This is a genomic window from Kitasatospora sp. NPDC048715, from assembly GCF_043198905.1.
GTDB lineage: Bacteria > Actinomycetota > Actinomycetes > Streptomycetales > Streptomycetaceae > Kitasatospora > Kitasatospora lactacystinica.
Genome location: NZ_JBICVH010000023.1, coordinates 133,118 through 153,820, shown reverse-complemented (window position 1 = coordinate 153,820; position 20,703 = coordinate 133,118). Strand labels below are relative to the sequence as shown.

The 20,703-nt window shown below is 73.7% G+C and carries 20 protein-coding genes and 3 pseudogenes; 13 read left to right on the top strand and 10 right to left on the bottom strand.

Translation table 11 applies throughout. The features are described from left to right. Positions 1–100: 100 nt before the first annotated feature. The 3 genes from ACGFSC_RS36450 to ACGFSC_RS36440 all read left to right on the top strand — a co-directional run bounded on the left by ACGFSC_RS36450 (position 101) and on the right by ACGFSC_RS36440 (position 1,878). On the top strand, positions 101–514 hold the full coding sequence (locus ACGFSC_RS36450; protein WP_359900899.1) for a hypothetical protein: 414 nt from the start codon (positions 101–103) through the stop codon (positions 512–514). A gap of 66 nt (positions 515–580) precedes the next feature. Next, positions 581–886, top strand: a complete 306-nt coding sequence (locus ACGFSC_RS36445) for a hypothetical protein (RefSeq protein ID WP_359900702.1) — start codon at positions 581–583, stop codon at positions 884–886. Next, complete coding sequence (locus ACGFSC_RS36440; protein WP_359900704.1) at positions 883–1,878, top strand: iron-containing redox enzyme family protein; 996 nt, start codon at positions 883–885, stop codon at positions 1,876–1,878. The genes ACGFSC_RS36445 and ACGFSC_RS36440 overlap by 4 nt, the downstream gene beginning before the upstream one ends. A 102-nt stretch (positions 1,879–1,980) precedes the next feature. On the opposite strand, the pseudogene ACGFSC_RS36435 reads toward ACGFSC_RS36440, so the two are convergent. The 5 genes and pseudogenes from ACGFSC_RS36435 to ACGFSC_RS36415 all read right to left on the bottom strand — a co-directional run. Continuing rightward, a pseudogene (locus ACGFSC_RS36435) lies at positions 1,981–2,079 on the bottom strand (Rieske 2Fe-2S domain-containing protein); the annotation flags it as partial. 515 nt (positions 2,080–2,594) lie between these two features. Beyond that, complete coding sequence (locus ACGFSC_RS36430; protein ID WP_380630767.1) at positions 2,595–2,945, bottom strand: DUF5131 family protein; 351 nt, start codon at positions 2,943–2,945, stop codon at positions 2,595–2,597. Beyond that, positions 2,836–3,573: a DUF5131 family protein gene (locus tag ACGFSC_RS36425; RefSeq protein WP_380630766.1), complete on the bottom strand. Its 738-nt coding sequence runs from the start codon at positions 3,571–3,573 to the stop codon at positions 2,836–2,838. The genes ACGFSC_RS36430 and ACGFSC_RS36425 overlap by 110 nt, the downstream gene beginning before the upstream one ends. 269 nt (positions 3,574–3,842) lie before the next feature. Then, a complete protein-coding gene (locus ACGFSC_RS36420; protein ID WP_359900883.1) occupies positions 3,843–4,100 on the bottom strand; it encodes a tyrosine-type recombinase/integrase in 258 nt (85 codons plus the stop codon). A gap of 538 nt (positions 4,101–4,638) precedes the next feature. Next, positions 4,639–4,749, bottom strand: a pseudogene (locus tag ACGFSC_RS36415) (hypothetical protein); the annotation flags it as partial. A 340-nt stretch (positions 4,750–5,089) separates the two neighbouring features. Between ACGFSC_RS36415 and ACGFSC_RS36410 the strand changes: the two are divergent. Continuing rightward, a pseudogene (locus ACGFSC_RS36410) lies at positions 5,090–5,239 on the top strand (SAM-dependent methyltransferase); the annotation flags it as partial. A 76-nt stretch (positions 5,240–5,315) separates the two neighbouring features. On the opposite strand, the gene ACGFSC_RS36405 reads toward ACGFSC_RS36410, so the two are convergent. Then, positions 5,316–6,917: an ABC-F family ATP-binding cassette domain-containing protein gene (locus ACGFSC_RS36405; RefSeq protein ID WP_359900710.1), complete on the bottom strand. Its 1,602-nt coding sequence runs from the start codon at positions 6,915–6,917 to the stop codon at positions 5,316–5,318. 271 nt (positions 6,918–7,188) lie between these two features. Here ACGFSC_RS36405 and ACGFSC_RS36400 point away from each other — a divergent pair, with 271 nt between their 5' ends. Further along, positions 7,189–8,109: an alpha-L-glutamate ligase gene (locus tag ACGFSC_RS36400; protein ID WP_359900712.1), complete on the top strand. Its 921-nt coding sequence runs from the start codon at positions 7,189–7,191 to the stop codon at positions 8,107–8,109. 85 nt (positions 8,110–8,194) lie between these two features. On the opposite strand, the gene ACGFSC_RS36395 is transcribed toward ACGFSC_RS36400, so the two are convergent. After that, positions 8,195–9,529, bottom strand: a complete 1,335-nt coding sequence (locus ACGFSC_RS36395) for an FAD-dependent monooxygenase (RefSeq protein WP_359900715.1) — start codon at positions 9,527–9,529, stop codon at positions 8,195–8,197. 528 nt (positions 9,530–10,057) lie between these two features. On the opposite strand from ACGFSC_RS36395, the gene ACGFSC_RS36390 reads away from it, so the two are divergent. Continuing rightward, entirely contained in the window at positions 10,058–11,221 is a 1,164-nt protein-coding gene (locus tag ACGFSC_RS36390) for a magnesium and cobalt transport protein CorA (RefSeq protein WP_359900718.1), read from the top strand. A gap of 190 nt (positions 11,222–11,411) precedes the next feature. Further along, entirely contained in the window at positions 11,412–11,573 is a 162-nt protein-coding gene (locus tag ACGFSC_RS36385) for a hypothetical protein (RefSeq protein WP_359900721.1), read from the top strand. 3 nt (positions 11,574–11,576) lie between these two features. On the opposite strand, the gene ACGFSC_RS36380 is transcribed toward ACGFSC_RS36385, so the two are convergent. Beyond that, positions 11,577–11,933 carry a hypothetical protein gene (locus ACGFSC_RS36380; RefSeq protein WP_359900724.1) on the bottom strand — a complete coding sequence of 119 codons (357 nt, stop codon included), beginning with the start codon at positions 11,931–11,933 and terminating at the stop codon, positions 11,577–11,579. A 121-nt stretch (positions 11,934–12,054) separates the two neighbouring features. Between ACGFSC_RS36380 and ACGFSC_RS36375 the strand changes: the two genes are divergently transcribed. The 4 genes from ACGFSC_RS36375 (at position 12,055) to ACGFSC_RS36360 (ending at position 15,009) form a co-directional block, all read left to right on the top strand. Next, entirely contained in the window at positions 12,055–12,651 is a 597-nt protein-coding gene (locus tag ACGFSC_RS36375) for an XRE family transcriptional regulator (RefSeq protein ID WP_359900727.1), read from the top strand. Between the two features lie 63 nt (positions 12,652–12,714). Beyond that, on the top strand, positions 12,715–13,773 hold the full coding sequence (lepB, locus tag ACGFSC_RS36370) for a signal peptidase I (protein ID WP_359900730.1): 1,059 nt from the start codon (positions 12,715–12,717) through the stop codon (positions 13,771–13,773). 189 nt (positions 13,774–13,962) lie between these two features. Next, positions 13,963–14,256, top strand: coding sequence for a hypothetical protein (locus ACGFSC_RS36365; protein ID WP_359900733.1), 294 nt, complete (start codon positions 13,963–13,965; stop codon positions 14,254–14,256). Between the two features lie 93 nt (positions 14,257–14,349). Then, entirely contained in the window at positions 14,350–15,009 is a 660-nt protein-coding gene (locus ACGFSC_RS36360) for a zinc ribbon domain-containing protein (protein WP_359900736.1), read from the top strand. A gap of 82 nt (positions 15,010–15,091) precedes the next feature. Here the strand turns inward: ACGFSC_RS36360 and ACGFSC_RS36355 are convergent, their stop codons facing one another. Next, positions 15,092–16,756, bottom strand: coding sequence for an LCP family protein (locus ACGFSC_RS36355; protein WP_380630760.1), 1,665 nt, complete (start codon positions 16,754–16,756; stop codon positions 15,092–15,094). 225 nt (positions 16,757–16,981) lie between these two features. Between ACGFSC_RS36355 and ACGFSC_RS36350 the strand changes: the two genes are divergently transcribed. Next, entirely contained in the window at positions 16,982–17,356 is a 375-nt protein-coding gene (locus ACGFSC_RS36350; protein WP_359900739.1) for a hypothetical protein, read from the top strand. Between the two features lie 200 nt (positions 17,357–17,556). Further along, positions 17,557–18,765: an aminotransferase class I/II-fold pyridoxal phosphate-dependent enzyme gene (locus ACGFSC_RS36345; RefSeq protein ID WP_359900742.1), complete on the top strand. Its 1,209-nt coding sequence runs from the start codon at positions 17,557–17,559 to the stop codon at positions 18,763–18,765. Between the two features lie 118 nt (positions 18,766–18,883). Here the strand turns inward: ACGFSC_RS36345 and ACGFSC_RS36340 are convergent, their stop codons facing one another. Beyond that, positions 18,884–20,641: a SpoIIE family protein phosphatase gene (locus ACGFSC_RS36340; RefSeq protein ID WP_359900745.1), complete on the bottom strand. Its 1,758-nt coding sequence runs from the start codon at positions 20,639–20,641 to the stop codon at positions 18,884–18,886. Positions 20,642–20,703: the final 62 nt, after the last annotated feature.

Below are 20,703 nucleotides of genomic sequence, written 5' to 3'. Positions count from 1 at the left end.
TGCTGCATCACCGCCGGAGCTGTCCAGTGAGGCCCTATGCCTTGCTCGACCTCGACCCGACCGCACGGAGCCGGTCGACCCGACCGAACCGGTGGCCCGCTTGCATCCCGCCGGTCGCCCGGCGGCCCGGCTGTTCCTGCGGCGGCTGCTGGCCGGGCGGCGTACGGCGGCTCTGGAGGAGTGCGGCCGGGAACCCGCCGCCCGCCGGCCTGCGAGGTGCGGTCGCAGGCCCCACCGGGACCGCCCTCAGGGGCAGCCGGAGACCCACTGCCGCGACACCGCTCTGCCGCTGCGGCCCGAGGACGGCACCGTGCTGTTCTGGACCGACGGCCTGCTGAACCGCCGCGACGAGGGCACTGTCCGCCCGGACCGGCTGCTGCGCGAGGCCGAGAAGCGCGGCACCCGCGAGCTGGCGGACTTCCTCGACCGCATCGCAGCCCGCCTCGGCGGCCCCAGCTCCGACGACGACAGCTACCTGCCGGCCGCCCGGCTCCGGGCGGGGTCGAGGCGTTAGCGATCGCGGATCCGGGGTAGCCGCAGCGGCAGACCGCGGGGACCACGTTGCGAGGAGGCGGACGGCATGGACGGACGTGAGCAGATGGAGCTGCGCGGGATCGAACGGGGGCTCCACCGCGACCGCGTCCTGGAGCTGCGGCTGCGCGTCGTCGGGCTCCGCCTGCGCGGCCGGGCCTGGGACGTGCTGCGCGGCGTGCGGCCGCGGACCGTCCTGGCGCTCGCGCTGCTGTCGCTGGGCCTGCTCGGGGCAGGCCTGGGGACGTCCGAGGCGCCGTTTCTGTGGGTCTTCACGGGCTGCTGGGCCCTGACCCTGACCATCGCCTTCGCGGTGCTCTGTGCCTGCGCCGACGGCCGCCGGGAGGAAGGGTGAACGCGCTGCCCACGCCGCGCGGTCCGCTGTCGGCTGCGGTGTCGGCCCTGCTCACCTCCGGACCGCCAGGAGCGGGCCGTCCGCTCACACCGTCCGGCCCGCCCACCGAGCCGTGGGGCGAGGACCACCAACTGGCCCTGCACCTGTGCTACGAGCTCCACGACCGCGGGCTGCCCGGGGTCCCGGACGGCTGGGAGTGGGATCCCGAACTCCTGAGATTCCGGAAAGAGTTGGAGCAGCCTTTCCTGGCCGCGGTGCGCGCGGAGGCGGAGCCCGTGCCGCCCTTGAGGGAGGCGTTGGAAGCACTGCTCACCGAGCCGCCCGACGGCACCGGCCCGTCGCACTACCTGCTCGCCGAGGGCGAGCGCCGGCACGCCCGCGAGTACCTGGTGCACCGCTCGGTCTACCATCTCAAGGAGGCGGACCCGCAGCTGTGGATGCTGCCGAGGATCCACGGGCCCGCACAGGCGGTGCTGACGGCGATCCTCTACGACGAGTACGGTGCCGGACGGCCGGAGCGGGCCCACGCCCGGCTGTTCGAGCGGATGATGGTCGCCTTCGGCCTCGACCCCGGCTACGGGCACTACCTGGACCTCGTGCCAGCGCCGACCCTGGCCGTGGTCAACTTGATGACGCTCTTCGGCTTGCACCGGGCGTTGCGCGGCGCGGCCGTCGGGCACTTCGCCACCGTGGAGGTCACCTCGTCGCCCGGCTCCGCCCGCTTGGCGGCGGCGTTGGAACGGCTCGGCGGCGGCCCGGACGGCACCCTCTTCTACCGGGAACACGTCGAGGCGGACGCCGTCCACGAGCAACTCGTGCGGCGCGGGGTCATCGAGGAACTGGTCGCGGCCGAGCCCGAGTTCGCCCGGGACGTGGCGTTCGGCGTGGCTGCGGCCGGGGTGGTCGGCGGGCACTTCGCGGACCACCTGCTCGGCCGCTGGCGGGCCGGACGCAGCTCGCTGCGCTCCCCGCTGCCGGACGGCACGGGGTGAGCCGGGCCCGTCCGGGCCCCGGCCCGGACGGTCAGCCGGCCCTGGGAGCCGGACCTCCAGGTGCTCGGAGAGCACCCGCGTCTCCAGTGCCGGCTGGGGCGCGGTGGCCGGGCCATGTACGACCTCGCCGTCCCGCAATCGGAACTCGCTGCCGTGCCACGGGCAGCGCAGGCAGCCCTCCACCAGTTCGCTCTCGGAGATCGGCCCTGTGCGGCACGGCCGTCCATGGAGAACTTCACCGGCGTGATCAGCGATGTACGCATCTGGAGCCCTGCCCGCCAGGGGTCTTCAGGGTGCAGGCCGGCTGGCGCAGTTCCCAGGTCCACGGCGCGGCGGTCTCTCGGACCACCAAGAAGGCCGCCCACCAGTACGCAACAGTGAGCCTGCTGGGACACATAGCTGGCATCGAGCCGGTCGAGCAAACCGGCTCGGTGTCGGGCTGGGTGTCAGCAGCGCGCGGTACGCGAGCGATCCGCTTCCCGAGCAGGCACGGGAGCTGTCCTTCGCCGACCGCCTGCAGCACGTTCTGGAACTGCCGCAATTCGCACCCGCTGTGGTGGCGGAGGTGGTCGCACGCATTGCCGCAGGTGCGCTCATCCCCGGGACCTTCACGCGGTGCTGTTTGCGGCGGTCTCCTCGGCCTGGGAGCCGGCGTGCCGAGCCGTCCTACAGGCTGCCGCGGCGGAGCCTGGCACAGCGGTGGCCTTGCTGACGCTCTACCAGTCGATGGGCAATCGCCCCATGACCGGCAGCGGCAGCTGGGCCCAGGTGCGGCCGTCGAGTAGGCGGCCGCCGGCCTTGGGGGTGTGCCCGCCCCACTGCTTGAAGAAGAACGCCACCTCGCCCTGAACACAGGCGTCGCGGATGTCCCGGGTCCAGGCCGCCTCCATGGGGCGGTACCCCGGCCCGGACTCACCACCGGCAATGACCCAGTGGATGCCGCCCAGCTCCAGCCCGTCAAGTGGGCCCAACAGCGGCTCGCAGGACAGGAACCGGACAGCGGCGGGCACTACGCGAAGGTCGTCCACCCGGTCGAGTTCCTCCGCGCTCTCCACGGACACGCCCATCCACACGTTGGAGGGCCACTCCAGCCGGTCCGCCACGCGCCGGAGCCGGCGGGCCCGCTTGGGTCAGCACCTGGTACGTGTGCTGCGGCGTGTCCGCCATCACGGCGAAGACCCGGCGCACGAAGTCCAGCGGGACCCGGGCGTGGAAGAGGTCGGACATCGAGTCGACGAAGACCGTCCGCGGACCGCGCCATCCGTACGGAGCCCGCAGAACGTCCGGGTGGAGCGTGAGATCGAAGCCGGGCCCCGACGTCCGCGGATCACCGTCGTTCTGGTACTTCGCAGCGCCCATCGCCTTCAACCGCTTCGCCAGCGTGAGCGCGTAGCAGTTGTCGCAGCCAGCCGACACTCGGTCACACCCCGTCGTGGGATTCCACGTCACCTCCGTCCACTCGATCCCGCTGCGCTCGCCCGCTGCCGCTCCCGATCTCCGTCGTGCTCTGCGGCCCCGCCCCCGCAAGCGTCCGCGTCCCGTGTTCGGGACAACCCTCCTCCGTCGCCGGAGCCCTGTCGAACCCGGCAGGTCACAGCTCCGCACTCGCCGGGGACGCCTATCACCGGCCGACGGCTCGGCCAAGCTGTCCGATCCGGCGACGATCGGTCGCCCCGTTGTCCGACGGGTGCTCATCGCCCCCCAGGGAGAAGCACTCATGCCCGAGCAGTTCATGACCGTCAAGCAGACCGCTGCCTGCCTGAATATGTCTGTCGCCTGGGTGTACCGAGAGGCGCCGCGGGTCGGGCTGAGCCCCTACAAGTTCGGCCGCGGACCGAACGCGAAGCTCCAGTTCAAGCTGTCGGAGGTCCAGGCGTGGGTGAAGCAGCAGCGGATAGCGGGGGTCTCACGGCGTTCGCGCGTGACGGAGGGCCTGCCCTGGGTAGGGCAGGCCCTCCGCGTGTTCAGGTGGCCAGGCCGAGGTCGAGGAGTTGGGCGGCTCGGCTGAGCGAGCCGGGCATGAGGTGGCGGTAGATCCCGAACGTGATGTCGATGCTTCGGTGGCCCATCCACTCCGCCACGTCGGTGATCGCTATGCCGTTGCTGAGGCAGTTCGACGCAAAGAAGTGACGGAGGCCGTAGAGCACCATCCCTTCCGGGATGCCGGCGAGGCCGGACTTCTTGATCCGCCGCCACTGGCGGTCGATGACGTAGTGCGGCATAGCCCGGGTGATGTCCACGGGGTTGCGGGAGGAGGTACCCGTCCACGGTTCCGTACGTGTCGGCGTACTCCTCGATCGAGCGCCGGGTGCGGGCCGGCAGTGGGACGTCCCGGTACTCGCCGGCCTTGCGGTGCTTCAGACGGGCGTAGGACCGGGTGGTCTGGTTGACTTGCTCGGTGACCCGGTAGACGTCGTCGGCGACGATGTTGTTGATGTTGACGGCGTACGCCTCTCCGTTGCGCAGACCACAGCCGCTCATGAGGTTGGCGATCAGACGGAAGGTGTCGTCGCCCGCATCCCGGATCTGGTGCAACTGAGAGAGCGACGGGATCACCGCACGCTTCGGGTCGTACTGCGGCGACTTGACCCCGTCGAGCGGGCTGCCCTCGTAGAGGCCGAGCCTGTGCGCGTCGAGCAGGATGGCCTTCAGGCTCATGAACGCGTTGGCCTGGGTGGCCAGGCCGACGCCGTTTCGCTCCATGTCCTGGATAAACGCTTCGACGACCTTGTGGTCGAATGTGCCCATGCGGCGACTGCCGAAGGCGGGGAGGAGGTGGATCCTCAGAAGGGAGTCGACGTTCCGCAGCGAAGTGGGACCCAGGTCGCGCTGACTCTTGAGCCACTCGGCGACGTAGTCGGAGAAACTCATCCCTCCGTACTTCTGGACGCGCTCGGCCTTGCGCTGGCTTTGCGGGGAGTTCTTTCGCGCGTGGTACACCTCGGCGAGACGGGTCTTGGCCTTGTCCTGAGTGGCGAAGCCGGACTCCTCCGTCTGACGGCCCGCCGCGTTGCGGTACCTGATCTTGTACTCGTGAGGGCACTTGCTCCAGCGGGACTCGGGGTGCTCGCACTCCTTGAAGAAGCTGCCCATGCCGCGGGTGAGGCCTGTGGTCGCCATGGTGGTCGGAACCTCCGGGAGTCTTGCTGACGTTTTGCTGACTCCGGATGGTCGATCATGCCCCTGAGCTGGGCGGAAACGTCAGTTCCGCTATATCCTGCGCAAGGTGATCTGGATGGTCCCGGGCTTCACCGTCGACGCCTATCGGGACCGGCTGCGCGAGCTGGACGCCCGGATCCGGGCCGAGGGCCTGTTCGTGGCCCACTCGGCGCGCTTCCTGATCGAGGCGCGCAAGCCGTAGCCGTAGCCGTAGCCGTAGCCGCGGCCCGCCGGACGCCGGCCCGCCGGGCAGGGGACCGGCGGGCCGGCGTCGGAGCTCAGGACTGTGCGACCAGGTCCAGGTACGCGTCGTGCCAGAGGTCCTCGTCGCCGTCCGGCAGGAGCAGCACGCGGTCGGGCCGGAGGGCCTCGATGGCGCCGGGGTCGTGGGTGACCATCACGATCGCGCCCGGGTAGCTGCCCACCGCCGCCAGGACCTCCGTGCGGGAGGCCGGGTCGAGGTTGTTGGTCGGCTCGTCCAGCAGCAGGACGTTGGCGCCGGAGTGCACCAGGGCGGCCAGGGCGAGCCGGGTCTTCTCACCGCCGGACAGCACCCGGGCCGGCTTGTCGGCGTCGTCTCCCCGGAAGAGGAACGCGCCGAGCACGTGCCGCAGTTCGCCGTCGGTCAGGCCGGGGGCGGCCGCGGCGAGGTTGTCGCGCACGCTGAGTGCCGGGTCGAGGGTGTCGTGCTCCTGGGCGAAGTAGCCGAGTCGCAGGCCGGAGCCGGGGACGACGCGGCCGGAGTCCGGTGTCTCCCGGCCGGCCAGGATGCGCAGCAGGGTGGTCTTTCCGGCCCCGTTCGGGCCGAGCACGACCAGCCGGCTGCCGCGGTCCACGGCCAGGTCCAGTCCGGTCAGCACCGGCCGGCCGCCGTAGGACTTGGCGAGGCTGATCGCCCCGAGCGGCATCCGGCCGCACGGGGCGGGCTCGGGCAGCCGGATCCGGGCGGTGCGCTCGGCCTGCCGGACGGGTTCGAGTTCGGCGAGCATCCGGTCGGCCCGGCGGGCCATGCTGCGGGCGGTGGTCGCGGTGGCGACGTTGGCCCGCATCCGGTCGGCCTGCGCGTGCAGGGAGGCGGCCTTGCGTTCGGCGTTGGCCCGCTCCCGGGTGCGACGGCGCTCGTCGGCGGCGCGCTGGGTCAGATAGGTCTCCCAGCCGGTGTTGTGGACGTCGATCGTGGCGCGCTGCGGGTCCAGGTGGAAGACCCGGTTGACGGTCTCCGCGAGCAGGCGCAGGTCGTGGCTGATCAGTACCAGCCCGCCCTGGTGGGTGGCGAGGAAGCCGCGCAGCCAGGCGACGGAGTCGGCGTCCAGGTGGTTGGTCGGCTCGTCCAGCAGGAGGGCGCCGTGGTCGGCGAACAGGATGCGGGCCAGCTCGACCCGGCGGCGCTGGCCGCCGGAGAGCGTGCCGACGGGCGAGCCCATCAGGTGGGTGGGCAGGCCGAGCCCGGCCGCGACCCGGGCCGCCTCGGCCTCGGCGGCGTAGCCGCCGCGGGACTGGAACCCGGCCTCGGCCCGGACGTACGCGTCCATCGCCCGGCGTTCCTCGGCCGGTGACCCGGCGCGGGCCATCGCCGCCTCGGCGGCGCGCAGCGTGCGGACGGCGGTGTCCAGGCCGCGGGCGGACAGGATGCGGTCGGTGACGGTGACCGACGGGTCGGCGGCGCGGGAGTCCTGCGGGAGGTAGCCGACGGCTCCGGTTCGGGTGACGGTGCCGGCGGCGGGTGCCAGCTGCCCGGCCAGGGTGGCGAGCAGCGTGGTCTTGCCGGCGCCGTTGCGGCCGACCAGGCCGATCCGGTCGCCGGGGGCGATGTGCAGGGTGACGTCGGACAGCAGGAGACGGGCGGCGACGCGCACGTCGACACCACGGGTGGTGATCACGGGATGACGCTCCGAAAGGGCTAGCGAACAGACGGGTGGCGTGGAAGCGGTCCGTCGGCTAGGAAATTCGGGGCGTTGACATGGGGGCACGGTAGCGGGAGGGGTGGACCGGACGCATTCGAATTAACGGGGCGGCGCGGGGTGGTCGGCCGCGGCGGGGCCCAGAGGGCAGGCCGGTCCGCCCGGGGCGGTGCGGTTTCGGCCATGCCGGAGGCGGATGGCGCGCGGGGCCTCCTTGTCATGGTCGCGGCGTAATCGCTTGCATGTCCGCATGGGCCGACGCGATCTCGTACTCCTGACCGACCACAGCTCGACCGAAGGCAGCCGGCAGGTGCTCGCCGCCGCCGCGCGGACGCTGACCGGCCGGGAACCCGTCCAGCTGGACGCCCGGCACTTCATGACCGGCGGCAGCGGTCTGATCGAGGCCGACGACGCGGGCGGAATCCGGCTGGAGGCGGGCGGCCGGGCGGTGACCGCCGACACGGTGATCGTCTACGAGATCCCGCCGCACCGGCGCCGCGCGTTCGAGGGCTGCCAACGGCGGCTGCGCGGCTTCGGCGCCCGCTCGCTCGGCACCGACGCCGAGGCGTGGCGGGCGGCCACCGAGAAGGACGCCACGGTCGCGAGCTTCGTCCGGGACGGCGTGCCGCACATGCCCAGCATCGCGCTCTCCAGGCCGAGCCCGGAGGCCGCCGCCGACGCCTTCGCGGCGCTCGGCGGCGACGTCTGGGCCAGGCCCTGCATCGGGATGGGCGGCGACGACGTCTTCCACGTCACCACCCACGCGCAGCTCGACACCGCCGCGCGGCACTACGCCCGGGCGGGCGCGGACTGGCTGATCGCCCGCGACGCGCGGAACGTCCTCCCGGACGGGCGCCGCCACCAGTACCGGGTGGTGGTGCTGCAGGGGCGCGTGGTCCGGGTCGTCGAGCACGTCCAGGCGGACCCGGACGCGCCCTGCAACGAGAGCCGGGGGGCCGTCTCCACGCTGCTCGACTACACCGAACTGCCGGACGGGCTCGCGGAGTCGGCCGTCGCGGCGGCCGCCTCCACGGGCCTCGACCTCGCCGGGGTGGACCTCGCCGCCGAGAGCGGCGGTGTGGTCTTCGAGGTCAACGTCCACCCCGCCTTCGGCCGGCGCGGCCTGGAACAGGTGGCGCTGCCGTACGTCGCCGCGCACCTCGGCGAGTAGCGCCGGGGGCGTCGCTCCGGTGCCCGGAACACCCCAGTGGTGCCCGGAACACCCCGTCGGTGCCCGGAAGGCCCCGGTGCCCGACTCAGGCCCGCAGGACCGCCGCGAGCACCGAAGGCCGGAACAGCGCCGACGGTGGCGCCACCAGCGACATCACCTCGTGGAACACCGCGGTGACCGCCGTGTCCAAGGTGCTGGCCGCCAGCACCTTGTCGAAGAAGCTGTGCTGGAGCCCGATCAGGGCGCCCGAGGGCGCGCCGGTGGTGGCGGGGAAGCGGGCGTCCTCGGCGCAGGAGATCACCCAGGGGATCTTGGACGCCACCGCGACGGCGCGCCGTGCGGCCCGGGCGGTGGCGTGTCCGATGCCGCCGTGCCGCTTCGCGGTGCGGCGGAGCTCCCGGGCGCAGAACAGCGCGACGGTGACGCCCTGCCCGTACACCGGGTTGAAGGTGCTCGCGGCGTCGCCGACCACCACCAGCCCGTCCGGGCAGCTGCGCTCGTAGTGCCGGCGCACGCCCGGGCCGGGGTGGAACCCGCGGACCTCGCCCGCGGGTTCGGCGTCCCGCAGCATCTCGTGCAGGAGCGGGTCGCGCAGCAGGCGCAGGTGTTCGGTGAAGCCCTCCTCGCCGGCCGCCGGCTCGGCGCCGCGCATCCCGGCGAGGCTGACGATCCAGCGGTCGCCCTCGACCGGCAGCAGCACGCCCATGCGCTGCGCGTCCGGCGCCTTGGTCTGGAGGTAGGCCGCCCGGCCGACGGTCTCGGACCCGTCCGGGCGGTGGAACATCCGGGAGGCGTACGCGACGCCCGCGTCCACCCGCTCCTCGGGCACCGGCGGGCAGCCCAGCTCGGCGAGCCACTTCGGCACCGAGGTCGAGCGGCCCGTCGCGTCCACCACCAACTCGGCGGGTATCTCCCGGACTTCGCCGCGCTCCTGACCGCGCTCGCGGACCTTCACCCCGGTCACCGTGGTCGCCGTGCCGAGCAGTCCGACCGCGTCCGTGCCCTCCAGGAACTCGATCGCGGGATGGGCGCGGACCCGGTCCAGCACGAACGAGTCCAGCAGCGACCGGGTGCAGGAGAGGAAGCCCACCTGCGCCGGGTACTCGGCCAGCCACCCGGCGGAGCAGAGCCACTTGACGTCCGAGGCGGCCACCCGCTGCGCGCCCGCGGCCACCAGCTCCTGCTTGATGCCGGGCATCATCTCCTCCAGCAGCCGGTGCCCGGCCTCCAGCACCAGGTGCGCGTGCCGGCCCTGCGGCACCCCCGCCCGGAACTCCGCCCCCGCCGGGTACCGGTCCCGCTCCACCACCACGATCCGCTCGGCGAACCCGCGCAGCGCCCACGCGGCCGCCATTCCCGCGAGCCCGCCGCCGATCACCACTGCCGTACCCCGCCCCGGGGCCCTCTCCGAAGAAGTCATGACACGTAGCGTAGTGGCGTGCTCGCCTCCCCGTGATCACTTCGCTGCCGACGAACAGCCCTGCCCGGTGGGGCCGTTGACGGCGCACGGCGGCACCGGACGGTCCGCGGGGCGCGCGTGGGGCGTGCGCGGGGGCGGCAGGCGCGGGCGGCGGACACGGTCCGGGGGCGCAGGCCCGGGCGGGCCCCGGCCGGAGCCCGGGCCGTCACCCCGGTCGGGGCCCCGGTCGTGCGGGTACTAGACTCGACGGGATTGTGCTGGCGCCCCTCCCGGTGCGCGGGCGCGCGGAGGCGAGGAGGTGAGGGCCGTGGAGTGCAGTAGTACGGGTCGAAGTCGGCCCCGCCCCCGGTTGTCCCGCACCACTCGCGGCCCCCGGCACACCTCCTCCCGTACGGCTCCCGCGCGGCACTGACCTCGTCCTCCCGGCGAGGCGCCGCCGGTCGCGCCGTGCGCGTGGCGGCCGGCCGGGCGCCTCCGGTCCGCCGTGTCCCCTTGCGGCGGCCGGGCATCCACCGTGGAGGTCCCGCCATGTCCGACTGGCGTGTGCGCGCCGTGCGCGCGAGCAAGCGTCCGTTCTCCCGTTCCGTCGTCCGGCCCACGGACACCCAGCCCGCGCCCGAGCACTCGATGGACCCCCGGCCCGACCAGCCCGTCGAGCCGGTGACGCTGGAACGCTCCGTGGTGGACGCGGCCGTCTACCGGGACGGCCGCCGGACGGACGCGCCCACCGACCTCGCCGACATCTACCGCACGCTGCCCGACCGGCCCGGCACGATGGCCTGGATCGGGCTCTTCCGTCCCGCCGAGGCGCAACTGCTGGAGGCCGCCGACCGGTTCGACCTGCACGAGCTGGCCGTCGAGGACGCCATCGTCGCCCATCAGCGGCCGAAGCTGGAGCGCTACGGCGACACCCTGTTCGTGGTGCTGCGCGCCGCCCGCTACCTGGACGAGACGGAGGAGGTCGACTTCGGCGAGATCCACCTCTTCGTCGGCCCCGACTTCGTGCTCACCGTCCGGCACTCCCAGGCCCCGGACCTGTCGGCGGTGCGCCGCCGGCTGGAGGCCGACCCGGAGCTGCTGGCGCTCGGCCCGGAAGCGGTGCTGTACGCGGTGCTGGACGCCGTGGTCGACGGCTACGCGCCGGTGATCGCCGGCCTCCAGCACGACATCGACGAGATCGAGACCGAGGTGTTCGGCGGCGACCCGCAGGTCTCCCGCCGCATCTACGAGCTCTCCCGCGAGGTGATCGAGTTCCAGCGGGCCACCCGCCCGCTGCTGGAGATCATGAAGAGCCTGGAGGCGGGCTTCGGCAAGTACGGCACCGACGACGAGCTCCAGCGCTACCTGCGCGACGTCGCCGACCACGCCACCTACGCCGCCGAGCGGGTGGACGGCTTCCGGCAGATGCTCCAGAACATCCTGACCGTCAACGCGACGCTGGTCTCCCAGCGGCAGAACGAGGAGATGAAGCAGCTCGCCGAGGCGGGGCACGCGCAGAACGACGAGATCAAGAAGATCTCCTCCTGGGCGGCCATCCTCTTCGCGCCGACACTGATCGGAACGGTGTACGGGATGAACTTCGAGACGATGCCGGAGCTCAAGTGGGTCTTCGGCTACCCGTTCGCGATCGGGCTGATGGCGCTGGTGTGCACCGGGCTGTACCTGGTGTTCAAGAAGCGGGACTGGCTGTAGTCCGGAGCCCCGGGTCCCGCTGACCCGGGCCCCGCTGCCCCCGGGTCCAGGGCCGGGGCCGCTTCTGTGCGTGGACCCCGCGCTCCGCTTTCCTCACCGGACGGTGACAACTCGGCCTCGTTCCAAGGACGTTCGGTGCCGGCGCGGGATCGGAGGGGGACCCTTCCCCGGGAGCGGGGAGGGGGTCCGGATGCGGGCGATCGCGGGGATGATGACGGCGGCCGTGGTGATGGGGTTGCTGCTGGGCGGGGCGGTGAGCCTGCTGCTGTTCGCCTTCACGGACTGGTTCGACCCGATCGCGCGGTGGGTGCACGTGCACGGCTTCTTCCTCTGGGCCCACGGCACGCCCTAGACATCAGCCGGGCAGCAGTCGCTCGTACTCGGCCTCCGGGTCCAGTTGGCGCCGGTACTCGACGTGCAGCCGGACGGTGCCGTCCGTTCCGGCCAGGCGGTCGAGCGGGCCGGCGCCGGCCGGGAGCGGGTGGGGCTGCGGCCACTGCTGTGCGAGGACGGCCAGCGGGGTGCCGTCGGCGGTGCGGACCACCCAGGTGGCGCGGCCGCCGCCGATCAGCGGGAGCCGGGGCCGGGGGAGGCCGAGGGCGGTGAGCGCCGCCGGGGTGTCCAGGTGGTCGGGGAGGGTGAGGGTCTCGGCGTGCGGGGCGTCGGCGTCGTCGCCGGCCGCGACGCTGTCGCGGGTGAGGAGGATGCGCATGGCGGGAGGATAGGCCGGAGCCGCGGGCGAGCGCCTGGGGTGTGGCCCGCGGGGGTGGCGGCGGGGCCTCACCCGTGTGCCGGATTGACAAGGGGCATTGCCGTACTGGCAAATGGCAGGCATGGCCGACGAAGACTTCGAGAACGTCCTCACCACGGTGGGCCCGCGGCTGCGGGCGCTGCGGCGGGAGCGCGGCACCACGCTCGCCAAACTGGCCGCCGTCACCGGCATCTCGCTCAGCACGCTGTCCCGGCTGGAGTCCGGGCAGCGCAAGCCGACGCTGGAGCTGCTGCTGCCGCTGGCCCGGGAGTACCGGGTGCCGCTGGACGAACTGGTCGGCGCCCCGGCCACCGGCGACCCGCGGATCCACCCGCGCCCGGTGACCAGGAACGGCCAGACCATCGTCCCGCTCACCCGCCACCTGGGCGGCCTGCACGCCTACAAGCACATCGTGCCGCCGGGCCGGAACGCCGGACCCGAGCTGGAGCTGAAGGTCCACGAGGGGTACGAGTGGCTGTACGTGCTGTCCGGGCGGCTGCGGCTGGTCCTCGGCACCCACGACCTGGTGCTGACGGCCGGTGAGGCCGCCGAGTTCGACACCCGCACCCCGCACGCCTTCGGCAACGCGGGGCAGCAGCCGGTGGAGTTCCTCAGCCTGTTCGGGCCGCAGGGGGAGCGCATCCACGTCAGGGCGCGCCCGGGAACCTCTGTTCGGTAGGTTCGTTCCTGACAGGGGGTCTTCCTACCGGCTCCCGCCAGGCCATCGGGAGGGGCCGAGGAAATGACTGTGCAGCAGAGCGCGGAGTCCGGCGAGAGCGGCGGAGCCGGGGAGCGTGCGGAGGCCGGGGACGGCCGGGCGGAGCCGGGTACGGGCAGCGCGGTGGCGAAGGGTGCGGACGCGGGCGCCGGTGCTCCCGGCGGGATCGGTGCGCCCGGGAGCGCGGGTGCTCCCGGGAAAGCGGCCCCCGGGGAGGGCAGTGCCCCCGGGACGGCCGTCGCGCCGGGGCCGGCCGTCGCTCCCGGGGCGGCCGACGAGGAGGCCGAGCGCCCCCGGAAGAAGCGCCCGTTCTGGCAGGAGCTGCCGATCCTGCTGGTGGTCGCGCTGCTGCTCTCGCTCGGCATCAAGACCTTCTTCGTGCAGGCCTTCTCCATCCCCTCCGGCTCGATGGAGCAGACCCTCGCGATCGGCGACCGGGTGCTGGTCGACAAGTTCACCCCGTGGTTCGGCGCCAAGCCCGAGCGTGGCGAGGTGGTGGTGTTCCGCGATCCGGGCGGCTGGCTGGAGGGCACGCCGACGGTCTCGGGCGACTCCGTGATGGGGACCGTCCAGAAGGCGCTCAGCACCGTCGGCCTGATGCCCTCGGCGGACGAGAAGGACCTGATCAAGCGGGTGATCGCGGTCGGCGGCGACACCGTCGAGTGCGAGGCGGGCTCGCCGCTGAGGGTGAACGGCGTCGCGCTGGACGAGCCGTACCTGTTCCCGGGTGCGACGCCCTGCGACAACGACCCGGTCGGCACCGTCACCGTGCCCAAGGACAAGCTGTGGGTGATGGGCGACCACCGCAACAACTCGCGGGACTCCCGGTGGCACCACAACGAGACCGGCGACGGCTTCGTGCCGGTGGACAACGTGGTCGGCCGGGCCTTCGTGGTCGCCTGGCCGTTGTCCGACTGGTCCACGCTGCCGGTCCCGGACACTTTCGACAAGGTGCCGGCCGGGGCGGCGGGCGCGGCAGGCGCGCCGTTCGGGACGCCGCCGGCGCCGGAGGCCGCCGCACTGGCCGGCATCGTGCCGCTCGCCCTGTGGCAGCGGCTGCGCTCGGCGCGGAAGGACCGCTGAGGCCGGCTCGCCTTCCCGGAACCCGGTCGATCGGCTTCGATCGGGTTCGATCGGGTTCGATCGGCTTCGACGGAACTCCTCCCACTGACATCTACACGCCTGTAGAGTTCAGGAGGTGAGCTGAACGCCCGGCGGCCGGCCGCCCCGAGCGGGCGCCCGGCGGCCGGGTCCGGGTCGGGAGGCGGAGCCGTGATGGAGAATCAGTGCAGCCCCGGGGACGCCGGAGGTCCGGCGGGGCCGGAACCGGCGGGAACGGATCAGGCAGGACCGGAAACGGCGGCCCGGGACGTCCGCTGGGTCTACCAGCCGGTCGAGGTGGACCTCGGGGACGGTGGCTGGGCGCTCGGCCGGATCAGCGCGTGGTGGCAGGACGCGGCCGGGCAGCGCTGGTGCCGGCTGCGCATCGGCCGCGGCGGACAGCCCGCGCTCTGGCAGCCGTTCGACCCGGCGCGGGTGCTGCTGCTGCCGGTGTCCGGGCTCTGAGCAGGCCGGTCGGACATTCCGGTGGAACCGTTCGGCGGGCCCCGTCGTCCCTGGGATCGACCGCCGACAGGCCATTTAGCGACCGGGGACGACGTGACTTCGGAGATCTACTTCAGCAGCAACTACCGCGACCTGTGCGAGCAGCACGGCACCGGCGCGGGCTTCCAGTTCGAGTTCTCCTGCTACCGCTGCTCGGACACCTGGCGTTCGGCGTTCGAGCCGTTCCGGACCGGTCAGGTGGCGGGCTGGATAGGCAAGGGCGTCAGCGCGGCCTGGAACCTCATCGGCGGCAACGCCAACACCATCAGCAACGCCGCCGACGGTCTGGCCGGCCAGACCTGGGGCACCTCGCGGGACGAGGCCTTCCAACGGGCCATCACCAACGCCCAGTCCCACTTCAACCGCTGCGCCCGGTGCACCCATTACGTCTGCGGCCGCTGCTTCGACCCGGCCCAGGGCCTGTGCCACACCTGCGCCCCGGACACCGCGGCCGAGGCGGTGGCGGCGCAGCACCGCGGCCTCAACGACACGGTCACCGAGCGCGCGTACAAGTCCGGTCAGCAGTCCGGGGCCGAGTTCGACGTCAACGCGCCGCGTCAGCTGGTCTGCCCGCAGTGCCACACCGAGACCCACGGCACGCCGTTCTGCCCCGGCTGCGGCTTCCGACTGGCGCAGCCCGTCCAGTGCACGAGCTGCCACAAGGACGTCCCGGACGGCGCCGCGTTCTGTCCGTCCTGCGGGACGAGACGCTGACACCTCGTCCGCAGGACGGCGGGGCGCCCCCGGAGCGACGGGCCGGAGGCGCCCCGCCGTCGTGTGCGCGGGAGGGACCGGCTCAGCCGTACGAGAGGTTGGCGCAGGGATCGTCGTCGGCCGAGCGGGCGGCGCCGCTGACGCTGGTGGGCAGCGGGGCCGGGGCGGTGGGGGCGCCGCCGGGGGCCGCGGTGGCGGGGCCGGCGGGGTTGGCGGCGGCGAAGTCGTGGCCGAGGACGACGCTGACGCCCCGGCCGCCGGGCTGCACGGTCGCGCCGGGGAACAGCTTGGCGACCGCCTCGGCGGCGGTGCGCTCGCCGGTGCCGTACTCGACGACGGTGGTGCTGCGCGGCTTGCCGACCGCGTTGCCGACGCCGGCGACGGTGTAGCCGGCGCCCTTGACGGTCTCCGCGGCCCGGCCGCCGAGCCCGGACTCGCCGGTGCTGTTGAGCACGGAGACCTTCACCTCGGCGGCCTTGGCGTCCGGTGCCGGGGTCGGGGCCGGCGTGGGCGCGGCCTCGGCGGCGGGTGGGGCGGAGGGGGTGGCGGCGTCGGCCGGGGCGCTCGCGTCCTGGCCGTCGATGGTGCGGTCGGCCTTGAGCGCGGCCCACAGCTGGTCCACGTCGGGGTGCACCAGGGCGACCCGGGGGCCCTCGTAGCGCCAGGGCACGGTGAGGAACTTGATGTCGTGCAGGTTCACGTCCTTGAGTTCCATGGCGAAGGAGAGCAGCTTGGCGGCCGAGCCGAGGCCGGGGTCGACGGTCAGTGACCTGGTGGCCGCGTCGGCCAGCGGCAGCAGCGTGGTCGGGTCCATGCCGCGGGACTTGACCTCCTTGATGAGGGAGGACATGAAGGCCTGCTGGCGCTTGGTGCGGCCGATGTCGGAGCCGTCGCCGATGCCGTGCCGGACCCGGACGTAGTCCAGCGCGGCCTGGCCCTCGACCTTCTGTTTGCCCTTGGGGAAGAGCAGCTTCCCCTTGTGGCCGAGGTTGGGGTTGAGGTCCCCCTCGTGGATGTCGTTCGGCAGGCAGACCTCGACGCCGCCGACCGCCTTGGTCATCGCGGCGAAGCCGTTGAAGTCGACCACGATGGTGTGGTCGACGCGCAGGTTGGTCAGCTTCTCGACGGCGTTCTGGGTGCAGGCCGGGTTGCCCTGGTCGCTGTCGCCGACCGAGAAGGCGCTGTTGAACATCACATTGGTCTGCTCCTTGGTCCACTTGCCGTTGGGGAGCTTGCACGGCGGGACGGTGACCAGGGAGTCGCGGGGGATGGAGATGCCGACGGCGTGCTTGTGGTCGGCGTAGACGTGCAGCAGGATCGCCGTGTCCGAGCGGGCGCCGCCGTCCCCGCCGCCGCCCAGGTCGCTGTTGCCGTTGCCGCGGCTGTCCGAGCCGATCATCAGCACGTTGACCGGGGTGCGGCCCTGGGCGTCCGGGGTCGCGGCCTCCGGGCGGTCCTTGCTGAGGGCGTCGCCGTCGAAGGTGTTGATGTTGCTGTTCAGCCGGTAGTAGAGGCCGGCGCCGCCGAGGACGGCGAGCGCGGTGCAGCCGGCGGTCGCCCAGAGCACCTTCTCCTTGGTGCTGCGCTTGGGCTTCTTGCGCGCCCGGGCCGCTGAACGGCCGTCCGATATGCTCGCACTGTCCGGGTTCCGGTCGTTCTTCTGGCCGGTTCTCCGGCCGGTGGCCCGGCGTCCGCCCGCCCGGTGCGGCGAATTCTCGGCTTCGGGGGAACCCTTTCGGCCAGACACGTCGTCATCCTCCACAGTTGCCACGCGAGCCCCCGTCGAAAAGCGGCGGGTTCGCGTGGCCCGGGGCCGGAGCCGATCCGGGCGTGACCCGTCGCTAAACTTTTACACCGCTGTAGAACTTCAGTGGAGCATACTAGGCGCGGATGGGAAAACCAGCTGGTCAGACCATGAGAAATTGGTCAGAGCGGCTGTTCCGCGCTGCTCCGGACCCGTACGAGGAGCACGATGACTGATCGGATAGCACGTTCGATAGCCGGCGCCCTGGTGGCCCTGCTGGCCGCCGCCGGCCTCACCGCCGCGGCCTCGGGTGCGGCGGCGGTGGCCGCACCCCGAACCGTCGCGGCCGCCGCCGCGGACAGCGGCGCGCAGATCGGCACGGAGGCGCGCGCCGCCTCCGCAGTCGCCGCCACCTCCGCCAGCTCCTCCGCCGCCGATGTCGCGCACCTCGCGGCCAAGGACGAGAAGAAGAAGAAAAAGGGCTTCTTCGCCAAGCTGGGCAAGTTCCTGCTGGTCGTGGTCATCCTGCTGATCCTGCTCGTCATCCTGCTGATCGTCGGGATCGTCTACGCCGCCAAGCGGATCTTCAGCCGCCGCAAGTAGCCGCGCGCCGCCAGCGTCGGTCGTGCACCGGTCGTGCACCGGCCGTTTACTGGCCGAGTACACCGCGCAGCGCGCACGGCCGCGACCCGGGCGTTCGCCGCCGCCCGCCGGGCGGTGGAGCCGGAACGACCGCCCGGGGCGGGCCACTTGACGCCGATTGGCCCTGGCCGGGGTGCCGGGGCCGCCCGAGGATGGGCGCCATGAGCGACTTCCGCACCCACGAGAGCCCCGAAGGTCTGCGCCCCGAGAGCAGGGTCGTCCACCCGCCGCTCGCCGAGGTCACCGGCAGCCGTCCGCTCGGCGTCCCGCTGCACCAGGGCCACCTGTTCGCCTTCGACACCGGCGGCGCACTCGCCGGGGCCCACGACGGACCGGACGGCGCCTTCCTCTACAACCGCTTCGGCAACCCCACCGTCCGCTCGCTGGAGCAGGCCGTCGCCGGACTGGAGGGCGGCACCGGCGCCCTCGCCACCGCCTCCGGCATGGGCGCGATCAACACCGCGCTGCTCTCCCTGCTGCGCGCCGGCGACCACGTGATCGCCCAGCGCAGCCTGTACGGCGGCACCGTCGGCGCGCTGACCGACCTCACCGAGCGCTGGGGCGTCGAGGTCGACTACGTGAGCGGCGACGACCCCGCCGGGGTGGCGGCCGCGCTGCGGCCCCGCACCCGGGTGCTGCTCCTGGAGACCGTCTCCAACCCCACCACCCGGGTCACCGACCTGCCCGGGCTGATCGCCGTCGCCCGGCACGCCGGGGTGGTGAGCGTGGTGGACAACACCTTCGCGACCCCGCTGCTGTGCCGCCCGATCGAGCACGGCGCGGACATCGTGATCCACTCCGTGACCAAGTACCTGGGCGGGCACTCGGACGTGCTCGGCGGGGTCGCCGTCTTCGCCGACCCGGAGCTGCACCGGCGGGTCTGGCGGCGCTCGCTCGAACTCGGCGCCTCCGCCGACCCGTTCGCCGCCTGGCTGACCCTGCGCGGCATGCAGACCCTCGCCCTTCGGGTCCGCCGCCAGTGCGAGACCGCGCTCGACCTGGCCGGCCGGCTCGCCGCCCACCCCGCGGTCACCGCCGTCCACTACCCGGGCCTGCCCACCCACCCCGACCACGACCTCGCCCGCCGGCTGCTGCCCGGCGGCCACGGCGGCGTCCTGGCCTTCGACCTGGCCGGCGGCCGGAAGGCGGCCGGCACGTTCACCGAGTCCGTCCGGCTCGCCTCGCTGGCACCGTCCCTGGGCGACGTGCACACCCTGGTGATCCACCCGGCCAGCACCTCCCACCGGCAGCTGTCGGACGAGGAACTGGCGGCGGTGGGCATCGGGCCGGGGACGGTGCGGCTGTCGGTGGGCATCGAGCACCCGGAGGACATCTGGGCGGACGTCGCGCGGGCGCTGGCGAAGGTGTGAGCCCGAGCGGTGCGGCCGCCGGAGCGGGTGAGTGCGGGCCGGCCCGGGCCCCGTGCTCGGCGTCCGGGGCGCCGCCCGGGTCCGGAGCGCGGTGGAGGCGGGCGCGCCGCCCGGCCCGTCAGCGCTGCCGGGGCCGGGCCACCAGGAGCGCGATGTCGTCCTCGGCGGCCCGGGCCGGCGGCGGGGCGAGGGAGCGCAGGACGGCGTCGAGCAGGTCGTCGAGGTCTCCGGCGGCGGGCAGCCGCAGCGCCGCGAGCCGCTCCAGCGAGACGTCGATGTCCTCGCCCCGGCGCTCGACCAGGCCGTCGGTGTAGAGCAGCAGGGCCTGCTCCGGCAGGAGCGGGTGGGCGGTCTGCTCGTAGCCGCCGAGACCGGTGCCGAGCGGCGGGCCGGTGGGGACGCGCAGCAGCTCGGTCGGCCGGCCGGGGGTGATCAGGGCGGGTGGCAGGTGGCCCGCGCTGGAGAGGGTCCAGCGGCCGCGGCCCGGGTCGGCGAGGGCCAGTAGGCAGGTGGCCGGGCGGGCGGAGTCGTCGGCGGAGATGATGTTGTCGAGCTGACGCAGGATCCGGTGCGGGGGCAGGTCCATCCCGGCGAGGTCGCGCAGCGCCGAGCGGTAGTGGCTCATGTCGACGGCGGCCTCGACGCCGTGCCCCATGACGTCGCCCATGGCGAGCAGGGTGCGCCCGAACGGCAGCCGGACCGTCTCGAACCAGTCGCCGCCGACCACCGAGGCGCTCCCGGAGGGCAGGTAGCGGGAGGCGAGGACGAGGTTCTGGTGCGGGTTGCCGGGTTCGCTCAGCAGCGCCCGCTGGAGTTCGAGGGCGATTCCCTGGGAGCGGGCGAAGCGCCGGGCGTTGTCGAGGGCGGTGGCGGCGCGGGCGGCGAGGTCGCCGAGCAGGGCGGCCTCGTCGGGGGTGAAGGCCGGGCCGGCGGCGGTGCGGCCGAGGGTGAGCAGCCCGATCAGGCGGCCCCGGGCGGCCAGCGGCAGGACCAGCAGCGAGGCCGTACCCGCCGGACAGCCGTCCTCGGGGCCGGGCTCGGTGAGCACGGCGACACCGCCGGCCAGGCTGCGGGCGGCGGCCGAGCCCTCCCGGTGGCGGATCGATTCTCCGGACCGGGGCAGCTCGGCGAGGGCGGCGGCCAGCGCGGGCACGGACCGGGCGCCGGCGCGGCGCAGCCGCTGGGGCGTGCCGCGGCCGGCCCGGGCTGGTTCGGCCTCGGGCGGCAGCAGGTCCACGACGGCGAGTTCGGCGAGCCGGGGCACGGCGAACGCGGCGAGCTCCGCGCCGGTGGTGGCGATGTCGAGGGTGGTGCCGATCCGTTCGGTGGCGGCGTCCAGCAGGGCGAGCCGGGCCCTGGCCCGTTCCAGCTCGCGCAATTGGTCGCGGGCGGGGTCGGGGTCGTCCAGGACGACGACGACCACCCCGGTGGTCCGCCCGGAGCGCCGCAGCGCCCGGTAGCGCACCCGCAGGCCGGGCGGCACGGGCGCGCCCGCCCCGTCCGGGCCTCCGGTGGCGTGCTCGCGGGCGAGGCCGTCGGCGAGCACCCGGCGCAGGATGCCGAGGGCCCCGGCGAAGGCGGTGGTCCCGGCGGCCCGGCCGAGCAGGTCCGCGCGGCGCAGCCCGGTGGCGGTGGTGAACGCCGCGTTCAGGTACTGCCAGCGCAGGCGCTCGTCGAGCAGCGCGACGCCGACGGGGGCGGCGGCCAGGACCTCGCGGAGCCGCTCCGGATCGTCGCCGCCGCTGTCGCCGCCGCTGTCACCGCCGGTGATCGCGCCGAGCCGGGCGGCGAGGGCCGCCGCGGTCGCCGCCAGGGACCGGGTGTCCGGTGTCGCGGGCCGCGGACCCTCTGCTCGGTTGCCGTGCCGGAAGTGCATACGCCCATGATCACGCGCCCGCGCGCGGCACGCCCACAGGTGGGTGAAACGTTGACCGGCCG